The sequence below is a fragment of the Telluria sp. LT2P34 genome (assembly GCF_059685915.1).
On the sequence record NZ_JCASIN010000003.1, the window covers coordinates 301,938 to 318,772 of the forward strand.

The following is a 16,835-nucleotide window of genomic DNA, read 5'->3' on the forward strand; positions in this document are numbered from 1 at the left end:
AAGACCCGATGTAGAATGCTCGGCAACGGATTTTTTGCATTGTGCTGCACGGCGATCAGAATAACAAGAACACAGGCCGGCGGCCCGCACCACAGAGAGGCCTCGAAAAACCGTAGCGAGCGGCAGGCATGGCGGTAGAGAAGCGCAGTCGTACGAACGTACGGCGAGCATCGCAGACCGTCAGGCCAACGCGCAGTAGGTTTTTCGAGGCCTCGACAGATTTCTATCATCAAGTAAGGGTGTTTTATTATGACCAACCTGTCCAATGCAGTACTAAAGGACTCAGAACAGGGCGCCAGTGTCTACGTCGCCCCGTTCGAGAATCTGCGCATGACCGATGTCGAATCGGTCGGCGGCAAGAACGCTTCGCTCGGCGAAATGATCAGCCAGCTGGCCGAAGCCGGCGTGCGCGTGCCTACCGGCTTCGCCACCACGGCCGATGCCTTTCGCGATTTCCTGGATCACTCGATCGACGGCGGCGCTTCCCTGGGCGACCGCATCGCCACCCGCCTCGAAGGCCTCGACATCGACGACGTCCGTTCGCTGGCCGCAGCCGGCGCCGAGATCCGCCAATGGATCGTCGAGACCCCGTTCCAGCCGCGTCTCGAAAACGAGATCCGCAGCTATTACGAGCGCCTGGTCGCCGACTCCGTCGCCGAAATGTCGTTCGCGGTGCGCTCGTCGGCCACCGCCGAAGACTTGCCGGACGCCTCCTTCGCAGGCCAGCAGGAGACCTTCCTGAACGTGGTCGGCATCGACAACGTGCTGGAAGCGATGAAGCATGTTTTTGCCTCGCTGTACAACGACCGCGCGATTTCCTACCGCGTGCACAAGGGCTTCACCCACGCCGAAGTGGCGCTGTCGGCCGGCGTGCAGCGCATGGTCCGCTCCGACCTCGGCGCGGCCGGCGTCATGTTCACGCTCGACACCGAGTCCGGCTTCAAGGACGTGGTCTTCATCACCTCCAGCTACGGCCTGGGCGAGACCGTGGTGCAGGGCGCGGTCAACCCGGACGAGTTCTACGTCCACAAGCCGATGCTGCAGCAAGGCAAATCCCCGGTCATCCGCCGCAACATCGGCTCGAAACTGATCAAGATGGAATTCACCAGCGAAGCGAAAGCCGGCCGCTCCGTGAAGACCGTCGACGTGCCGATCGAAATGCGCAACCGCTATTCGCTGACGGACGCCGAAGTCGTCGAGCTGGCCAAGTACGCCGTCATCATCGAAAACCACTACGGCCGTCCGATGGACATCGAGTGGGGCAAGGATGGCCGCGACGGCAAGCTCTTCATTCTGCAGGCGCGTCCTGAAACCGTGAAGTCGCAGCAGAAGTCGACCGACGCCCAGCAGCGCTTTTCGCTGAAGGGCACCGGCACCATCCTGACGCAAGGCCGCGCCATCGGCCAGAAAATCGGGGCTGGCCCGGTGCGCGTCATCAAGGATCCGTCCGAGATGGAGCGCGTGCAGCCGGGCGACGTGCTGGTTGCCGACATGACCGATCCCAACTGGGAGCCGGTCATGAAGCGCGCCGCGGCCATCGTCACCAACCGCGGCGGCCGTACCTGCCACGCGGCGATCATCGCCCGTGAACTGGGCGTGCCGGCGGTCGTCGGCTGCGGCGATGCGACCGAACTGCTGAAGGACGGCACCTTTGTCACCGTGTCCTGCGCCGAAGGCGACGAAGGCAAGATCTACGACGGCCTGCTGGAAACCGAGATCACCGAGGTCTCGCGCGGCGAACTGCCGCCGATCAAGACCAAGATCATGCTCAACGTCGGCAACCCGCAGCTGGCCTTCGATTTCCAGTCGGTGCCGAACAACGGCGTCGGACTGGCGCGCCTCGAGTTCATCATCAACAACAACATCGGCGTGCACCCGAAAGCCATCCTCGAGTACCCGAACATCGACGCCGACCTGAAAAAGGCGGTTGAATCGGTGGCGCGCGGCCACGCTTCGCCGAAAGCCTTCTACGTCGACAAGCTTGCCGAAGGCGTGGCGACGATTGCCGCCGCCTTCTGGCCGAAGCCGGTCATCGTGCGCCTGTCCGACTTCAAGTCGAACGAGTACAAGAAGCTGATCGGCGGTTCGCGCTACGAGCCGGACGAGGAAAACCCGATGCTGGGCTTCCGCGGCGCGGCGCGTTACCTGGCCGAGGACTTCGCCGAGTGCTTCGAAATGGAATGCCTGGCCATGAAGCGCGTGCGCGAAGACATGGGCCTGACCAACGTCGAGCTGATGATCCCGTTCGTGCGTACCCTGGGCCAGGCCGAGAAGGTCATCGCCCTGCTGGCGAAATACGGCCTGAAACGCGGCGAAAACGGCCTGCGCGTGATCATGATGTGCGAAGTGCCGTCGAACGCCATCCTGGCCGAACGTTTCCTCGAACACTTCGACGGCTTCTCGATCGGTTCGAACGACCTGACCCAGCTGACCCTGGGCCTGGACCGCGACTCCGGCATGCCGCTCCTGGCTGCCGACTTCGACGAAAGCGACCCGGCCGTCAAAGCCATGCTGAGCCTCGCCATCAAGGCCTGCCTGGCGCAGGGCAAGTACATCGGCATCTGCGGCCAGGGGCCGTCGGACAATCCGGAGTTCGCCAAGTGGCTGGTCGAGCAGGGCATCGAGTCGATGTCGCTCAATCCGGATTCGGTGATCGATACCTGGCAGAAGCTGGCGGCGATGTAAGCATAGCGCTCGAACCCGGGTTCGAACTGAAAAACCCTCGCGGCCTGGTGCTGCGAGGGTTTTTTTTCATTGGGCTCCGTATTTCGAGATTCATAGCTTGTAAGCAACAAATAGCTTGACTCGACGCCGGAACAAGTTAGACTTTTGGAAAGGTTTTCGTACCGAGGGGCAGCAATGAGGAGAATGACATGACGGACTGGATGAACTGGATGATCGGCGCGGGCATTCTGGTCGTGGCCGAGCTGTTTACCGGCACGTTTTACTTGCTGATGATCGCCGTCGGCCTCGCCTTCGGCGGCATCGCGGCGCTGCTCGGTTTCAGCGGGCCGGTGCAGACCCTGGTCGCCGCCGCGGTCGGCCTGGGCGCCACCGGGGTGCTGCACCGCAGCCGCTTCGGCCGCCCTGCGAAGCAGAGCGCGACGCGCGACCAGAATGTGAACCTCGACATTGGCGGGCGCGTCACGGTGCATGCGTGGAACGAAGGCCGTGCGCGCGTGATGTACCGGGGCGCGCTGTGGGATGTGGAGCTGGGCGGCGGCGCGATTGCCGAGGCCGGGGACTTCCGTATCGTCGAGGTACAGGGCAATCGCCTGATCGTGGCGAATTCATAATCAAAACAAACCAATAAACCTCATCAAGGGATGCACATGGAATTCTCGTTCGAAATCGTGGCGCTGGTGGTCTTCGTCATTGCGATCGTCTTCGTCTTCAAGACGATCAACGTGGTGCCGCAGCAGCACGCCTGGGTGGTCGAGCGGCTCGGCAAATACCATGCGACGCTGGCGCCGGGCCTGAACATCGTGATCCCCTTCATCGACCGCATCGCCTACAAGCACGTGCTGAAAGAGATCCCGCTCGACGTGCCGCCGCAGGTCTGCATCACCCGCGACAACACCCAGCTGCAGGTCGACGGCATCCTGTACTACCAGGTGACCGACGCCATGCGCGCCTCCTACGGCGCCTCGAACTATGTGCAGGCGATTACCCAGCTGGCGCAGACGACGCTGCGCTCGGTGATCGGCAAGATGGAGCTCGACAAGACCTTCGAAGAGCGTGACCACATCAACACCACCATCGTCAATGCGATCGACGAGTCGGCCGCGAACTGGGGCGTGAAGGTGCTGCGCTACGAGATCAAGGACCTGACGCCGCCAGCCGAGATCCTGCATTCGATGCAGCGCCAGATCACCGCCGAGCGCGAAAAGCGGGCATTGATTGCGGCGTCCGAAGGCCGGCGCCAGGAGCAGATCAATATCGCCAGCGGCGAGCGCGAAGCCTCGATCGCGCGTTCCGAAGGCGAGCGGCAAGCCTCGATCAACCGCGCCCAGGGCGAAGCCAGCGCGATCGTCGCCCTGGCCGAAGCCAGTGCCACCGCGCTGCGCCAGGTCGGCGCCGCGATCCGCGAGCCGGGCGGGGAAGATGCGATGAACCTGCGCGTGGCCGAGCACTATGTCGACGCCTTCGCCAAGCTGGCCAAGACCAACAACTCGATCATCGTGCCCGCCAACCTGGGCGAGATGAGCGGCTTGATTGCCAGCGCGCTGCAGATCGTCAAGACGCAGAAATGAATGTGAACGGTGTCGCGGACGTCGGCTCGCCTGAACACGGGAAAGCGTCGCGCCTGATACTCGGGGCGATCCTGGCGACGATCTTCGTCTCCGGCCTGATCGGCGGCGTGGCCGAAGGACGGCAACAGCCGGAACCGGTGTGGTGGACGGTCCTGTCCGCGTTCCTGTCGAGCTTCCTGACCTTTTGCTGGTTCCGCCTCGACCGCGACGCGCGCGGCATCCGGCGCTCAAGCTGGGTGAATATCGCGATCCTGCTGCTCGAGCCGCTCGCGATCGTCGTATATGTGCTGGTCAGCCGCCCGCGCGGGCAAAAACTGCGTGCTTTTGCCCGCCTGGCCGGCTTCTTCCTGCTCCTGATGCTGGCGGCCTTTCTCGGCATGATGGCCGCGCTCGGGATCGCTTAAAAATCGATCGTTCCCGACACGGTCAGCGCGCGCGGCGCAGCCGCGACCAGGTAGCCGAAGCCGGGGTAGCCGCCAGCCGAGGCCCAGTAGTTCTTATCCGTGACGTTGTCGATGCGGGCGCGCAGCGTCAGGTTGCGGTCCATCCAGCGCGTGCTCCAGCTGGCGCCCAGGTCCAGGCGCGTCCACGACGGCAGGCGCTGCAGGTTGGCGGCGTCGGCGTACTGGGTCGAGGTCGACACGGCGCGCGCATTCAGGGCCAGGCCCGGCACGCCAGGCACATCCCAGTCGGCGCCGAGGTTGAGCTGGATCTCGGGCACGCCGATCGCCTCGCGACCGTCGAACGCGCCGCCGGCCGTGCGGCGCTGCTGGGAGTCGAGCGCCGTCAAGCCGCCCAGCACGCGCAAGCCCTTGGCCGGCATGCCGAACACCGACAGCTCAAGCCCGCGGTTGCGCTGCTCGCCGAACAGGCCGAAGCGATTGTCCTGGATATACGCCTGGGGCTGGGCGGTCGTGAAGAGCGCTACGCTCGCGCCGAACTTGCCGCCGTCGATTTTGGCGCCGACTTCCTTCTGGCGCGAGCGGTAGGGCGCGAACACGGCGCCCTCGTTGGCCAGGCGCAGGCCGAGGCCGGCCCCGCTGGCCACCGCACCGGGCTGAAGCGCCTCGATATAGTTCGCATACAGCGACAGGCCGTCGACCGGCTTGTAGACCAGGCCCGCGACCGGGGTATTCGCGCTCGACTCGTAACGTGAATTCTCGACGCCCGTGACGTAATCGAAGCCGGCGTCGCGGATGCGTTGGTGGCGCAGGCCGACGGTGAGCAGCAGCTTGTCGCCGGCGAAGGAGAGCGTGTCGGCGATGGCGGCGCTGGTCAGGATGCTTTTACGGGTCAGGCCCGGGTTGGCCATGTCGCCGCCGGGGAAGAAGCCGGTCGGCGGCGCGGCGACATCGACCGGACGGTAGATATTCGTCGCGAAGCCGGCGAAGCTGCCCAGTGCAAAGGCGTTGCGCGACTCGGCGTGGTAGCCGGAAGCGGTGGCCGACAGGCTGTGGCCCACGGCCCCGGTGCGCAGCTTGCCGCGCACGCCGAGCTCGCCGGTGCGCACGGTGTCTTCGCGCGCGTTATCGAAGCGGCTCATTGTGGCGTCGCCGTTGGCCCTCGTGACCGTAGTGGTGGTCAGCACGTTCAGTTCGTCGCCCTCGCGCGCGCCGAACGCCACCCAGGCCACCGCGTCCGTGCCGAGATCGACCTCGCCGCGCAGGGTGCCGAACAGGTCACGCTCCTTCGACTCGGTCCAGGGCTGGGCCCAGTTGCGGTCGGCGTCGGGCGGGGCGATGACCGGCAGGCCGGCCGCCAGCGTCACGCTCGGGCGGGCATTGTTCAACACATGGTTCTGGTAGCCGATGTCGGCAGACAGGCGATAGCCGCGGCCGCGGTAGTCGGCGCCGAGCGAGAACACGCTCAGCTCGCGCTCTTCGCGGTCGACCGCGGTGTCGCCGTCACGGCGCACGGCATTGATGCGCAGGCCGGTCCGGTCTTCAGGCCCGAAGCGGCGCGCGAGATCGACCGCACCGTAGCGCTGGCCGCCGCTCTCGACGCCGAGCGTGGCGCGGTTCAGGGGCGCGTTCGGCGCGCGCTTGGGCACCAGGTTGATCATGCCGCCGATGCCGCCGCCGCCGGGCGCGGCGCCGTTAATGAAACTGTTCGCGCCGCGGAACACTTCGACGCGCTCGAGCAGTTCGGAAGCCACGAACTGGCGCGGCAGCAGGCCATACAGGCCGTTGTAGGCCAGGTCGTCCGAGTTGACCGCGAAGCCGCGAATCACGTACAGCTCCTGGTAATTGCCGAAGCCGCGCGCCACGCGCACCGAGGGGTCATTCTGCACCACGTCGGCCACGCTGCGCGCCTGCTGGTCCTGGATCAGCGCCTGCGTGTAATTGCTGGTGTTGAAGGGCGTGTCCATCATGTCGACGTTGCCGAGCAGGCCGAGGCGACCGCCGCGTGCGACCTGGCCGCCGGCGTAGTCGCGCGGCAGGCCCTGGGCGGACGCGTCGGCGGAGGCAGTGACGACGACGGTTGCGATCGGCTGTTCGGGATTGGCGGGATCGACCGCCTGGGCGCCGGCATGGCTGCTCGCAAGGAGAAGGGCGCCGAGAGCGAGCGGAGTGAGGGGAAAGCGTGAACGGTTCATAGTTTTGCGTTGGGAATGAGAATGGTTCTCATTATTATGCGTGCAAAGCTTGCGAATGTAAATGAGAACCACTATCATTTGCGCTCATCTTCCTGGCTCATTCCATGTCATCACCTTCCCTGCGTCGCTGGAGCTGGATCCACAAGTGGAGCAGCCTGGTCTGCACCGTCTTCATGCTCCTGCTGTGCCTGACCGGCCTGCCGCTGATTTATCATCACGAGATCGGCCATCTGCTCGGCAACGATGTCGAGGTTCCCGCCTTGCCGGCGGCGCTCGAAGCCAATCCGCCGCGCGCAAACGTCGACGCGGTGATCGACGCCGCTCGCGCTCTGTATGCCGGCAAGATGACGATGTACATCTCGCAGGAGATGGACGAGCCGGCGATCTGGAACGTCACCCTCGGCGACCATCCGAACGACGAGGACTACAAGCCGATCGCGGTCGATGCGCGCACCGCGAAAGTCATCACCGAGCCGGCCTTCGAGGGCGGCGCCTTCATGTCCACCATGTTCCGCCTGCACGTGGACCTGTTCGCGGGCCTGCCGGGCAAACTCTTCCTCGGCCTGATGGGATTGCTGCTGCTGGTGGCGCTGGTGAGCGGGGTGGTGCTGTATGCGCCCTTCATGCGCAAGCTCGAATTCGGCACCGTGCGCCATGGCAGGACGAAGCGCCTGAAATGGCTGGACCTGCACAACCTGCTCGGCATCGTCACCCTGGTATGGGCGCTGGTCGTGGGCGCGACCGGCATGATCAATACCTGGGCCGACGTGCTGCTGAAATACTGGCAGGAGACCGAAATCGCGGCCATGCTCGAGCCCTACAAGGGCGCGCCGCCGCTGGGCAAGCTGGCCTCGATGGATGCGGCGATCAAGCTGGCCGAAAGCGCCGCCCCCGGCATGCAGGTCGCCTTCGTCGCTTTCCCCGGCACGCCCTTCGCCAGTCCGCGCCACTACGGCGTCTACATGCGCGGCAACGAAGCGTTTTCCTCGCGCCTGTACAAGCCGGTGCTGATCGACGCCGGCACCGGCCGCATCACCGACGACCGCGAGCTGCCCTGGTACCTGACCGCGCTGCTGGTCTCGCAGCCGCTGCACTTCGGCGACTATGGCGGCGGCTGGATGCAATTGCTGTGGGCGCTGCTCGACGTGGCCACCATCATCGTCCTCGGCAGCGGCCTGTACCTGTGGATCAAGCGCGGCCAGGCCGAAAAACGCCACGTCCAGGCGGCGCGGCGCACCCGTTCGATGCCTGAACAGGCATTGGCGGACAGCGGAGAAGGGCGATGAGCACGCGCTTTTTGGCCCTGTGGGGGATGCCGATCCTGCTCGGTATCCTGACGCTGGTGGGGCTGGTCAGCGCTCTGTTGGGAGACGGCATCTGGGACACGGTGTCCGCGTTTGCGCTGGGCGCGCCGGTGCTGGCGGGCGCCTGGCATGGCCTGCGCCGGCGAGGCCCCCGGCCTTAAGGATGGCCAAAGCATCCGCAAGGAAACTCCCGGTATAAAGGTGCCACTATCTACACACCGGGAGACTGTCATGAAGGGCTTCATCCGCGCCAACAAGGGTTTTTTGCTGTTCATGGTGCTGTTCGGCGTATTCCGGACGGCGGTGGCGGACTGGAACCCGATTCCTTCGGCGTCGATGCGGCCCAACCTGTTGGAGGGCGACGTCGTGTTCGTCAACCGGCTGGCCTTCAACGTGAAGGTGCCGCTGACTGACCACGTGCTGACCCACACGGGCGAGCCGCGCCGCGGCGACGTCGTCACCTTCAGCTCCCCCGTCGATGGCACGCGCCTGATCAAGCGCCTGGTCGGCGTGCCGGGCGATGTGGTCGAACTGCGCGACGAGCGCCTCGTCATCAACGGTGTCGAGGCAGCCTATGCTCAGGCCGAGCAGGTGATGGAGCCGGTCGGTCCGGCGCAGGTGGCGGCGCTGCGGGTGAACGAAACCCTGGACGGGCACGCACGCCGCATCCAGCTGATGCCGCAGGTGCATACCGCCGCGCGCAGCTTCGGCCCGGTCACGGTGCCGCCGGGGCAGTACCTGATGCTCGGCGATAACCGCGACAACAGCGCCGACTCGCGCTATATCGGCTTCGTGCCTCGCCACCTGTTGATCGGGCGCGCCGAGGGCCTGCTGGTGTCGGCCGACATGCTGGGTAACTGGATGCCGCGCTTCGAGCGCTTCGGGATGTCGCTGCGGGATTGACGGCTTAGAGCGCCTAAAAAAACCTCCATAGCTGCGTTGCAGCTCCTTGCCGTACGTTCGTACTGTCTTCGTCGCCGCGCCTTGCTCTGAAGGTTTTGTTAGGCGCTCTTAGGCTTCGACGTCGCAGATGCGGTCGCGCCCGGCGGACTTGGCCTGGTAGAGGCGGCGGTCGATCCGGTCGAGGAAGACATCGGGGGCATCGCTGTTTCCGGGCACGATGGTGCCGACGCCCATGCTGACGGTCACCAGGCGCCCGACGCCCGAGCGTGCATGTGCAAGTTCGAGTTGCTTCAGCAATTTGCGGCAGCGCTCGGCCACGCCGCGAGCAGCCTCGCCGTCGGTGGCCGGCAAGAGCAGGACAAATTCCTCGCCGCCGAAACGCGCGCACAGGTCGCGCGGATGCACGGCGCCGGTGTCGATGCACTGCGCCACGCGCCGCAGGCAGTCGTCGCCCTGCACATGACCGTAATGGTCGTTGTACTGCTTGAAATAGTCGATATCGATGACCACCAGCGACAGCGGCTCGCCGGTCTCGCGCGCCTTGGCCCATTCAATCGCGTACAGGGTGTCGAACATGCGGCGGTTCGCCACGCCGGTCAGGCTGTCGCGGTAGGACAGCACTTCCAGTTCCTGCTGCAGCTGCAAGATCTTGTCTTCCGCCTGCTTGCGCGCAGTGATATCGAACATGAAGCCGACCAGCGAATCGACGCTGCCGTCGGGCCGGCGCACGACGTGCACCACGTCGCGAATCCAGACATAGTCGCCATCGCTTTTCATCGCCCGGTAGTCGGCTTCATGATCGGCGCCCGCCTGCGATTGCGACACGCAGAAATCGACAGTCCTCTGCCGGTCGTCCTCGTGCATGCGGTCGGCCCAGTCGTTCACGGTCATCCAGCTCGACGGACTCCAGCCCAGCAGCTCCTCGATCTGGGGACCGATATAGGTAAAGCGCATGGTCGCCCAGTCGATCCGCCAGGGGATCGCCTTGGTCGACTCGAGCAGGGTGCGATAGACGCCAGGATCATTGCATGCGACGGGCTGCGAATTCATAAGGGAGCGAGTAGTGGCGTGTTGAAGAAGATATTATTGTTTATAGGAAATGCCAATCGTCGTCAAGGACGGCATCGACTTGATACGCCGCCAACGCAACGTTGACGCAGCGCAAAGGATTGTCCTAGTATCAAGTTCTAGACACCTTCATCTCGAGAGACATCCACCATGCTGCGAATTTCCCTGACCGCGATCTGCGCGGCCTCCCTGATCGCTTGTATCCAGCCCAGTCACGCGCAGGACGCACGGCAGCCGGTGCGCTCGAGCAGCGCAGCAACTGCCGAGGCGGCGAAACTGCGCGAGTTGGGCGACGCCTACTATGCGGCGGCGGCCGGGAACAATCCGCTGTTCGCGACCATGACCGGCGACGCGCGATATAACGACCGCCTGGGCCTGGCGATCAGTCCCGCGCAGCGCGCGCGCCACGCCGCGCTGATGCGCAGCCTGCAGAAACGCCTGGGGACGGTCTCCCGCGCAAAACTGGGCACGGCCGACCAGACCAGCTACGACATCCTCGCTTACGAACTGAAAAGGGAAATCGCGGCGGCAGCCTTCCCGAATCATTTGCTGCCGATCGACCAGATGATGTTCACCACGCCGCTGTTGTTCGCCAGCCTGGCAAACGGCCAGTCTTTCCAGTCGATTTCGACGCCGCAAGAATACCGGATGTTCCTGGGGCGGCTGAAAGAATTGACACCCTGGCTGGATCAGGCTTTGACCAACATGCGTGCCGGAGTAAAAGCCGGGATCGTGCTGCCCAAATCCCTGGTCCTCGCCGCCATTCCCCAGTACCGCAAGCTGGCCAGCGCCACGCCCGAAACCAACCTTTTTTACGCCCCGATCGGCAACATGCCGGCGGGCTTTACCGACGCCGACAAAGGCGCCCTGGCGGCGCAGTACCGCACCGAGATCGAGACCCGGCTCAATCCCGCGGCACGGCGCCTGGCCGACTACCTGGAAAAGGAGTACCTGCCCGCCGCACGCGCCACCGCCGGATGGAGCGCGCTGCCCAATGGCCAGGCCTGGTACGCCGTCAAGGCCGCCGAGTCGACCACGACCACGCTGACCCCCGACCAGATCCACCAGATCGGCCTGCGCGAAGTCGCGCGCATCCAGGCCGAGTTTGCGGTGGTCGGACCTAAAATGGGTTACCAGGGAGCGCCAGCGGGACTTGCCAAGTGGGCCGGCGCGCAGGAGAAATACCGTCCCTTCAAGAGCGCCGAAGAGATCCTCGCGTTCTACCGCAAGCTGAACCTGGAAGTGGAACCGAAGCTCTCCGCTCTTTTCACGCTGCGCCCGAAAGCGCCGCTGGAACAGCGCCTGGAGCCGGAGCTGACCCGCGCCACGGCATCGGACCATTATTCTCCACCAAGTCTGGATGGCACCCGTCCCGGTATTTTCTGGTCGGTCGTGAACGACCCGGCGCAGTACCAGAGCACGAAAATGACCACGCTCCTGCTGCATGAAGGCAGCCCTGGCCACCACTTCCAGATGGCCCTGCAGCAGGAACTGGCGCTGCCGGATTTCCGCAAGTTCGCCTTCCAATCGGCCTTTGCGGAGGGCTGGGCGCTGTACGCCGAAACGCTGGGCAAGGAGATGGGGCTGTTCGACGAGCCGGACCAGTATTTCGGCCACCTCAACGACGAACTGCTGCGCGCAGCGCGTCTGGTCGTCGACACCGGCCTGCACGCCAAGGGCTGGACGCGCGAGCAGGCGATTACCTACCTGATGGATACCAACGGCTACACCCAGGCGGTGGCGACGAATGCGGTCGAACGCTACATGGCCTGGCCCGGGCAGGCGCTGGCGTACAAGATCGGCGGGCTGAAAATCGCCGAGCTACGTCAGCAGGCGCAGCAGGCGCTCGGCGCGAAATTCAGCCTGCCGGCGTTTCATGCGGTGATCCTGGGGGGAGGGAGCCGGCCGCTGGCGGTGGTGGAGACGGATGTGAAGCGCTGGATTGCCGAGACGCGCTGAGCCTGGCACGTAGAACATGCCAGGGCAGGCTCAGGCATACCGGACCGAAACTCGGTACAATCGCGGCCCCGGCGGCGCATGTCGCGCTGCCAGCGATTCAGAGACTTCACGGATGCATAGAACACTGACGGTCGTACTGGCCTGCCTCGGCATGGCCGGCGCCCTCGCCATCGACACTTACCTGCCATCGATGCCGGCCATCGGCCGCGAATTCGGCGTCGGCCCGGTGGCGGTGCAGCAGACGCTCTCCGTCTTCCTGTTCACTTTCGCCTTCATGATGCTGTTCTACGGCACCCTGTCCGATTCCTTCGGGCGGCGCCGCGTGATCCTGATCGCGCTGGTGCTGTACACGATCGGCTCGATCGGCGCGGTCTTTGCCCCGAGCTTCGGCTGGCTGCTGGCCTGCCGCGCGCTGCAGGGGCTGTCGGCGGGCGCGGGGTCAGTGGTGGGGCAGGCGATCGTGCAGGACCGCTTCAAGGGCGCCGAAGCGCAGAAGATGATGTCGAACATGATGATGGTGTTCGGCCTGGCGCCGGCGATCGCGCCGATCATCGGCGGCTGGCTGCACGTGCACTTCGGCTGGCGCTCGACCTTCCTGTTCCTGGCCGGCTTCGGCGTGCTGCTCATTGCGATGACCCTGCGCCTGCTGCCGGAGAGCCTGCCGCTGGAGAAGCGCCAGCGCTTCCACATGGGGACGATCGGGCGCAACTACCTGATGGTGCTGCGCCATCCGCAGTTTTTACTGTTGTCGCTGTCCGTGGGCCTGGCGTTCGGCGGGCTGTCGCTCTACATCGGGTCGGCGGCGAACTTCGTAATGGAGATCCTCGGCTTGCCCGAAACGGCTTTCGCCTGGATGTTCATCCCGCTCATCGGCGGCATGGTGCTCGGCTCGAGCTGGGGCGGCAAGCGCGCGGCGAGCATGGCGCCTGGCCGGATGAAGTGGATCGGCTTCGTCACCATGCTGGTCGCGGCGGTGCTGAACATCGGCTACAACGCACTGTATCCGGCGGCGATACCGTGGGCAGTGCTGCCGCTGGCGATCTACACCTTCGGCCTGGCGGTGGCGATGCCGGCGATCCAGGTCAGCGCCCTGGGCCTGTTCCCGGACAACCGCGGGCTGGCCTCGTCGATGCTCGGCTTCATCCAGATGATGTCGTTCGCGCTGGTGTCGGGGCTGGTCGCGCCCTTGTTGTTCGACAGCGCGTTCAAGCTGGCTTGCGGGGTCGGCGTGGGGCTGGCGGGGAGTTTTGCGGCTTGGAGACTGAGCAAGCTGGCTTGATTTTGCAGCATGCATGAGCCGGTTGAACGCGTGGGCGGCGGAGCCGCCCACCCTACCTGATCAGCGCTTGTTCGTCTTCATTGCCGCCTGCACTTCGCGCTTGGCGTCGCGGTCCTTTTCGGTGGCGCGCTTGTCGTGCTGCTTCTTGCCCTTGGCCAGGCCCACTTCGCATTTCACGCGGCCTCCCTTGAAGTGCAGGTTGAGCGGCACGAGCGTATAGCCCGAGCGCTCGACCTTGCCGCGCAGCTTGTCGATTTCGGCGCGGTGCAGCAGGAGCTTGCGGGTGCGCAGGGCTTCCGGGTGGCTGAAGGCCGAGGCGGTGCTCAGGGCGCTGATGTGGCAGCCGAACAGGAACAACTCGTCGCCACGCACGACGACGTAGGCTTCCTTGATGTTGACGCGGCCATCACGAATGGCCTTGACTTCCCAACCTTCCAGCATCAGGCCCGCTTCGTAACGGTCCTCGATGAAGTAGTCGAAAAATGCTTTTTTATTGTCAGCGATGCTCATGAAATAGCGAAAATTCGCGGGTCGGTTAAACTACGGCTATCGCGCCCTGATGGGCGCAGAAATGCAACTTGTCCAACACTATAACAAACGGTTGACCAATGGCAGTAGTGCACAAATCAGTTTTCTTGGGCTACAGCGCTGAACAGATGTTCGATCTGGTGGCGAAGGTGGAAGATTATCCGAAGTTCCTGCCATGGTGCAGCGGCGTCAAGCTGCTCGAGCGTACCGACGACAAGCTGGTCGCCAACCTGGCCATCAACTTCCACGGCGTCAGGCAAAGCTTCACCACCTCGAACCACAACCTGCGCCCGACGCAAATGAAGATGCACCTGGTCGACGGTCCCTTTAAGATGCTCGAAGGCACCTGGAACTTCAAATCGCTGCGCGCCGACGCCTGCAAGATCGACTTCGACATGCACTACGAGTTTTCCAGCGTCATCCTGGCCCAATTGGTGGGCCCGGTTTTCGGCATGATCGCCAACAGCATGGTCGACTCCTTCTGCAAGCGGGCCGAAGTGGTGTATGGCGTCTGAGACGATCGAGGTGGTGGTCTGCTATGCCACCGACCGCGAGGAATTCCTGCACACGATGCAGGTCGCGCCGGGCACCACCATCGGCCAGGCGATCGAGGGCAGCGGGGTGCTGCTGGCCTTCCCGGACATTAACCTCGTGACCCAGCCGGTCGGCATCTTCGCGAAAAAGAAAACGCTCGACACCATCCTGCACGACCGCGACCGCATCGAGCTTTACCGTCCGCTGGTGGCCGATCCGAAGGAGTCGCGGCGCAAGCGCGCCGCCAAAAAAGACGCCGCGCAGCCTTAATTTCCGATCAGCGGCAGTCGACCAGAGCCTTATCGATGCCGGCCATGCGCTGGGCGCGCTCGCTGTCCGTCAAGACCTGCTGCTTGCCGTCCTTTCCTACTTCCCTGATCGGAATTCCGGCGTCGAAGCTGCGTTTCGACTTGCGCATCGCGTCGCAATAGTCGCGCCTGGCGGCAGCCGCCTGGGTTTCCATTTCAGCCTTGCGTACCGCCTCGTCCCGTTCCTGCGCGCGCTTGCGGTAGTCGGCCTCGCGTTCGGCCAGCGTCATGGCTTTCGGCTTCGCAGCGGCAGCAGCAGCGGCGGCTGCGGGATCGGCCGGGTCGGCCGGCGGCGTGACGGTCCGGCCCGCCACCTTCAGGATTCTGGAGGCCGGAGTGCCTGACGGAGGCGGCTGGTCCGAATACTGGCGCGTGCCGTTCGGCGCGATCCAGACGTACTGGGCCTGCGCCATGCCGGCGCAGCAGAGGAGGGCGATGGCGGCCAGGCGAAGCAGGCGGGGGCGAAGTTGCGTGTTCATCGAAATATTTCCTTAAAGAACGATGCCTGATTTCCTCATGATTCGCCAACGCTGTCAATGAAAGGCGTCGCCTGGCGGCGGCCGGGGTCTTTTTTTGGCCACTGGCGCCGCCTTTTCGGGCTTTCTGTATAATTCGCTTTTGCGCCTATAGGAAAATGCTATGCGTTTACTTCAAAAAGCACTCACGTTCGATGATGTGCTGCTCGTCCCGGCCTATTCGAACGTTCTCCCGGCCGACACCTCCCTTCGCACCAAGCTGACGCGCAACATCACGCTCAACATCCCGCTGCTATCCGCGGCGATGGACACCGTGACCGAAGCGCGCCTGGCGATTGCGATGGCGCAGGAGGGCGGCATCGGCATCATCCACAAGAACCTGCGTCCGGCCGACCAGGCCCGTGAAGTAGCGCGCGTCAAGCGTTTCGAGGCCGGCGTGCTGCGCGACCCGATCATCGTGCCCCCAAGCATGAAGATCCGCGACGTCATCGCCCTCCAGCACCAGCACGGCTTTTCCGGCTTCCCCGTGGTCGAGGGCAAGCAGGTGGTCGGCATCATCACCAACCGCGACTTGCGTTTCGAGGAAGACCTCGACGCCGAAGCGCGCACCAAGATGACCCCGCGTGAAAAGCTCGTCTACGTGAACGAGGACGCCAACACGGAAGAAGCCAAGCGCCTCATGAACAAGCACCGCCTCGAGCGCGTGCTGGTCGTCAACGACGAGTTCGAGCTGCGCGGCCTGATCACCGTGAAAGACATCATGAAGTCGCACGAGCACCCGTTCGCATCGAAAGATGCGCAGGGCAAGCTGCTCGTTGGCGCCGCGGTCGGCGTCGGCGAGAAAGACCGCGAACGCGTCGAGCTGCTCGTTGCCGCCGGTGTCGACGTGCTGGTGGTCGATACCGCCCACGGCCACTCGCAAGGCATTCTCGACACCGTGAAATCGATCAAGACCCTGTATCCGCACGTGGACGTCATCGGCGGCAACATCGCCACCGCCGCCGCCGCGCGTGCCCTGGTCGAACATGGCGCCGATGCGGTGAAAGTCGGCATCGGCCCCGGTTCCATTTGCACCACGCGTATCGTCGCCGGCGTCGGCGTGCCGCAAATCACCGCGATCTCGAACGTGGCCGAAGCGCTGGCAGGCAGTGGCGTTCCCTGCATCGCCGACGGCGGCATCCGCTTCTCGGGCGACATCTCGAAAGCACTCGCAGCAGGTGCCTCCACCGTCATGATGGGTTCGATGTTCGCTGGCACCGAAGAAGCGCCGGGCGAAGTCATCCTGTACCAGGGCCGCAGCTATAAATCCTACCGCGGCATGGGCAGCCTGGGCGCGATGGCCGAAGGTTCGGCCGACCGCTACTTCCAGGACGCGCAGGCGAAAGCCGACAAGTTCGTGCCGGAGGGTATCGAAGGCCGCGTCGCCTACAAGGGCAGCGTGCTGGCGATCATCTATCAGCTGGTCGGCGGCGTGCGCCAGTCGATGGGTTATTGCGGCTGCGCCACCATCGACGAACTGCGCGAAAAGGCGGAATTTGTCGAGATCACCTCGGCCGGCATGCGCGAGTCGCACGTCCACGACGTCCAGATCACCAAGGAAGCGCCGAACTACCGTTCGGAGTAATCG

General features: G+C 64.4%; 16 protein-coding genes. 12 read left to right on the plus strand and 4 right to left on the minus strand.

From position 1 onward, the window contains the following. Positions 1–249 precede the first annotated feature (249 nt). The 4 genes from ppsA to AC56KZ_RS12015 all read left to right on the plus strand — a co-directional run bounded on the left by ppsA (position 250) and on the right by AC56KZ_RS12015 (position 4,657). On the plus strand, positions 250–2,685 hold the full coding sequence (gene ppsA, locus AC56KZ_RS12000; RefSeq protein WP_497162389.1) for a phosphoenolpyruvate synthase: 2,436 nt from the start codon (positions 250–252) through the stop codon (positions 2,683–2,685). Positions 2,686–2,873: 188 nt separating this feature from the next. Beyond that, complete coding sequence (locus tag AC56KZ_RS12005; RefSeq protein WP_497162390.1) at positions 2,874–3,296, plus strand: NfeD family protein; 423 nt, start codon at positions 2,874–2,876, stop codon at positions 3,294–3,296. Between the two features lie 36 nt (positions 3,297–3,332). Next, positions 3,333–4,253 (plus strand): SPFH domain-containing protein, encoded by a 921-nt coding sequence (locus AC56KZ_RS12010; RefSeq protein WP_497162391.1) that lies wholly within the window; start codon positions 3,333–3,335, stop codon positions 4,251–4,253. Continuing rightward, positions 4,250–4,657: a hypothetical protein gene (locus tag AC56KZ_RS12015; RefSeq protein WP_497162392.1), complete on the plus strand. Its 408-nt coding sequence runs from the start codon at positions 4,250–4,252 to the stop codon at positions 4,655–4,657. Before AC56KZ_RS12010 ends, AC56KZ_RS12015 begins: the two co-directional genes overlap by 4 nt. Here AC56KZ_RS12015 and AC56KZ_RS12020 read toward each other — a convergent pair. Continuing rightward, positions 4,654–6,849, minus strand: coding sequence for a TonB-dependent receptor (locus AC56KZ_RS12020; protein ID WP_497162393.1), 2,196 nt, complete (start codon positions 6,847–6,849; stop codon positions 4,654–4,656). The two genes, AC56KZ_RS12015 and AC56KZ_RS12020, sit on opposite strands and share 4 nt — an antisense overlap. A 104-nt stretch (positions 6,850–6,953) precedes the next feature. Between AC56KZ_RS12020 and AC56KZ_RS12025 the strand changes: the two genes are divergently transcribed. The 3 genes from AC56KZ_RS12025 (at position 6,954) to lepB (ending at position 9,056) form a co-directional block, all read left to right on the plus strand. Continuing rightward, on the plus strand, positions 6,954–8,135 hold the full coding sequence (locus AC56KZ_RS12025; RefSeq protein ID WP_497162394.1) for a PepSY-associated TM helix domain-containing protein: 1,182 nt from the start codon (positions 6,954–6,956) through the stop codon (positions 8,133–8,135). Next, positions 8,132–8,314 (plus strand): hypothetical protein, encoded by a 183-nt coding sequence (locus AC56KZ_RS12030; protein ID WP_497162395.1) that lies wholly within the window; start codon positions 8,132–8,134, stop codon positions 8,312–8,314. Before AC56KZ_RS12025 ends, AC56KZ_RS12030 begins: the two co-directional genes overlap by 4 nt. A 70-nt stretch (positions 8,315–8,384) precedes the next feature. Further along, positions 8,385–9,056 (plus strand): signal peptidase I, encoded by a 672-nt coding sequence (gene lepB / locus AC56KZ_RS12035; RefSeq protein ID WP_497162396.1) that lies wholly within the window; start codon positions 8,385–8,387, stop codon positions 9,054–9,056. A 108-nt stretch (positions 9,057–9,164) separates the two neighbouring features. Here lepB and AC56KZ_RS12040 read toward each other — a convergent pair whose 3' ends face one another. After that, positions 9,165–10,106 (minus strand): diguanylate cyclase domain-containing protein, encoded by a 942-nt coding sequence (locus tag AC56KZ_RS12040; RefSeq protein ID WP_497162397.1) that lies wholly within the window; start codon positions 10,104–10,106, stop codon positions 9,165–9,167. A gap of 168 nt (positions 10,107–10,274) precedes the next feature. On the opposite strand from AC56KZ_RS12040, the gene AC56KZ_RS12045 reads away from it, so the two are divergent. Continuing rightward, a complete protein-coding gene (locus AC56KZ_RS12045) occupies positions 10,275–12,083 on the plus strand; it encodes a DUF885 domain-containing protein (RefSeq protein WP_497162398.1) in 1,809 nt (602 codons plus the stop codon). 112 nt (positions 12,084–12,195) lie between these two features. Further along, entirely contained in the window at positions 12,196–13,362 is a 1,167-nt protein-coding gene (locus tag AC56KZ_RS12050; protein ID WP_497162399.1) for a multidrug effflux MFS transporter, read from the plus strand. Between the two features lie 60 nt (positions 13,363–13,422). Here the strand turns inward: AC56KZ_RS12050 and smpB are convergent, their stop codons facing one another. After that, positions 13,423–13,872 (minus strand): SsrA-binding protein SmpB, encoded by a 450-nt coding sequence (smpB, locus tag AC56KZ_RS12055; protein WP_497162400.1) that lies wholly within the window; start codon positions 13,870–13,872, stop codon positions 13,423–13,425. Positions 13,873–13,970: 98 nt separating this feature from the next. On the opposite strand from smpB, the gene AC56KZ_RS12060 reads away from it, so the two are divergent. Then, positions 13,971–14,405: a type II toxin-antitoxin system RatA family toxin gene (locus AC56KZ_RS12060; protein ID WP_497162401.1), complete on the plus strand. Its 435-nt coding sequence runs from the start codon at positions 13,971–13,973 to the stop codon at positions 14,403–14,405. Then, the gene (locus AC56KZ_RS12065) at positions 14,395–14,694 is read left to right on the plus strand and encodes an RnfH family protein (RefSeq protein ID WP_497162402.1); all 300 of its coding nucleotides are present in this window, start codon (positions 14,395–14,397) and stop codon (positions 14,692–14,694) included. Before AC56KZ_RS12060 ends, AC56KZ_RS12065 begins: the two co-directional genes overlap by 11 nt. Before the next feature lie 7 nt (positions 14,695–14,701). Here AC56KZ_RS12065 and AC56KZ_RS12070 read toward each other — a convergent pair whose 3' ends face one another. After that, positions 14,702–15,211, minus strand: a complete 510-nt coding sequence (locus AC56KZ_RS12070) for a DUF4124 domain-containing protein (RefSeq protein WP_497162403.1) — start codon at positions 15,209–15,211, stop codon at positions 14,702–14,704. A gap of 160 nt (positions 15,212–15,371) precedes the next feature. On the opposite strand from AC56KZ_RS12070, the gene guaB reads away from it, so the two are divergent. Continuing rightward, the gene (guaB, locus tag AC56KZ_RS12075) at positions 15,372–16,832 is read left to right on the plus strand and encodes an IMP dehydrogenase (protein ID WP_497162404.1); all 1,461 of its coding nucleotides are present in this window, start codon (positions 15,372–15,374) and stop codon (positions 16,830–16,832) included. Positions 16,833–16,835: the final 3 nt, after the last annotated feature.

Bases quoted from the DNA above. Each gene is read 5' to 3' on its own strand.
- smpB (WP_497162400.1), bottom strand. From the start codon at position 13,872: ATGAGCATCGCTGACAATAAAAAAGCATTTTTCGACTACTTCATCGAG.
- AC56KZ_RS12015 (WP_497162392.1), top strand. From the start codon at position 4,250: ATGAATGTGAACGGTGTCGCGGACGTCGGCTCGCCTGAACACGGGAAA.
- AC56KZ_RS12005 (WP_497162390.1), top strand. From the start codon at position 2,874: ATGACGGACTGGATGAACTGGATGATCGGCGCGGGCATTCTGGTCGTG.
- AC56KZ_RS12020 (WP_497162393.1), bottom strand. From the start codon at position 6,849: ATGAACCGTTCACGCTTTCCCCTCACTCCGCTCGCTCTCGGCGCCCTT.
- AC56KZ_RS12025 (WP_497162394.1), top strand. From the start codon at position 6,954: ATGTCATCACCTTCCCTGCGTCGCTGGAGCTGGATCCACAAGTGGAGC.
- guaB (WP_497162404.1), top strand. From the start codon at position 15,372: ATGCGTTTACTTCAAAAAGCACTCACGTTCGATGATGTGCTGCTCGTC.
- AC56KZ_RS12065 (WP_497162402.1), top strand. From the start codon at position 14,395: ATGGCGTCTGAGACGATCGAGGTGGTGGTCTGCTATGCCACCGACCGC.
- AC56KZ_RS12070 (WP_497162403.1), bottom strand. From the start codon at position 15,211: ATGAACACGCAACTTCGCCCCCGCCTGCTTCGCCTGGCCGCCATCGCC.
- AC56KZ_RS12050 (WP_497162399.1), top strand. From the start codon at position 12,196: ATGCATAGAACACTGACGGTCGTACTGGCCTGCCTCGGCATGGCCGGC.
- AC56KZ_RS12045 (WP_497162398.1), top strand. From the start codon at position 10,275: ATGCTGCGAATTTCCCTGACCGCGATCTGCGCGGCCTCCCTGATCGCT.
- lepB (WP_497162396.1), top strand. From the start codon at position 8,385: ATGAAGGGCTTCATCCGCGCCAACAAGGGTTTTTTGCTGTTCATGGTG.
- AC56KZ_RS12040 (WP_497162397.1), bottom strand. From the start codon at position 10,106: ATGAATTCGCAGCCCGTCGCATGCAATGATCCTGGCGTCTATCGCACC.
- AC56KZ_RS12030 (WP_497162395.1), top strand. From the start codon at position 8,132: ATGAGCACGCGCTTTTTGGCCCTGTGGGGGATGCCGATCCTGCTCGGT.
- AC56KZ_RS12010 (WP_497162391.1), top strand. From the start codon at position 3,333: ATGGAATTCTCGTTCGAAATCGTGGCGCTGGTGGTCTTCGTCATTGCG.
- ppsA (WP_497162389.1), top strand. From the start codon at position 250: ATGACCAACCTGTCCAATGCAGTACTAAAGGACTCAGAACAGGGCGCC.
- AC56KZ_RS12060 (WP_497162401.1), top strand. From the start codon at position 13,971: ATGGCAGTAGTGCACAAATCAGTTTTCTTGGGCTACAGCGCTGAACAG.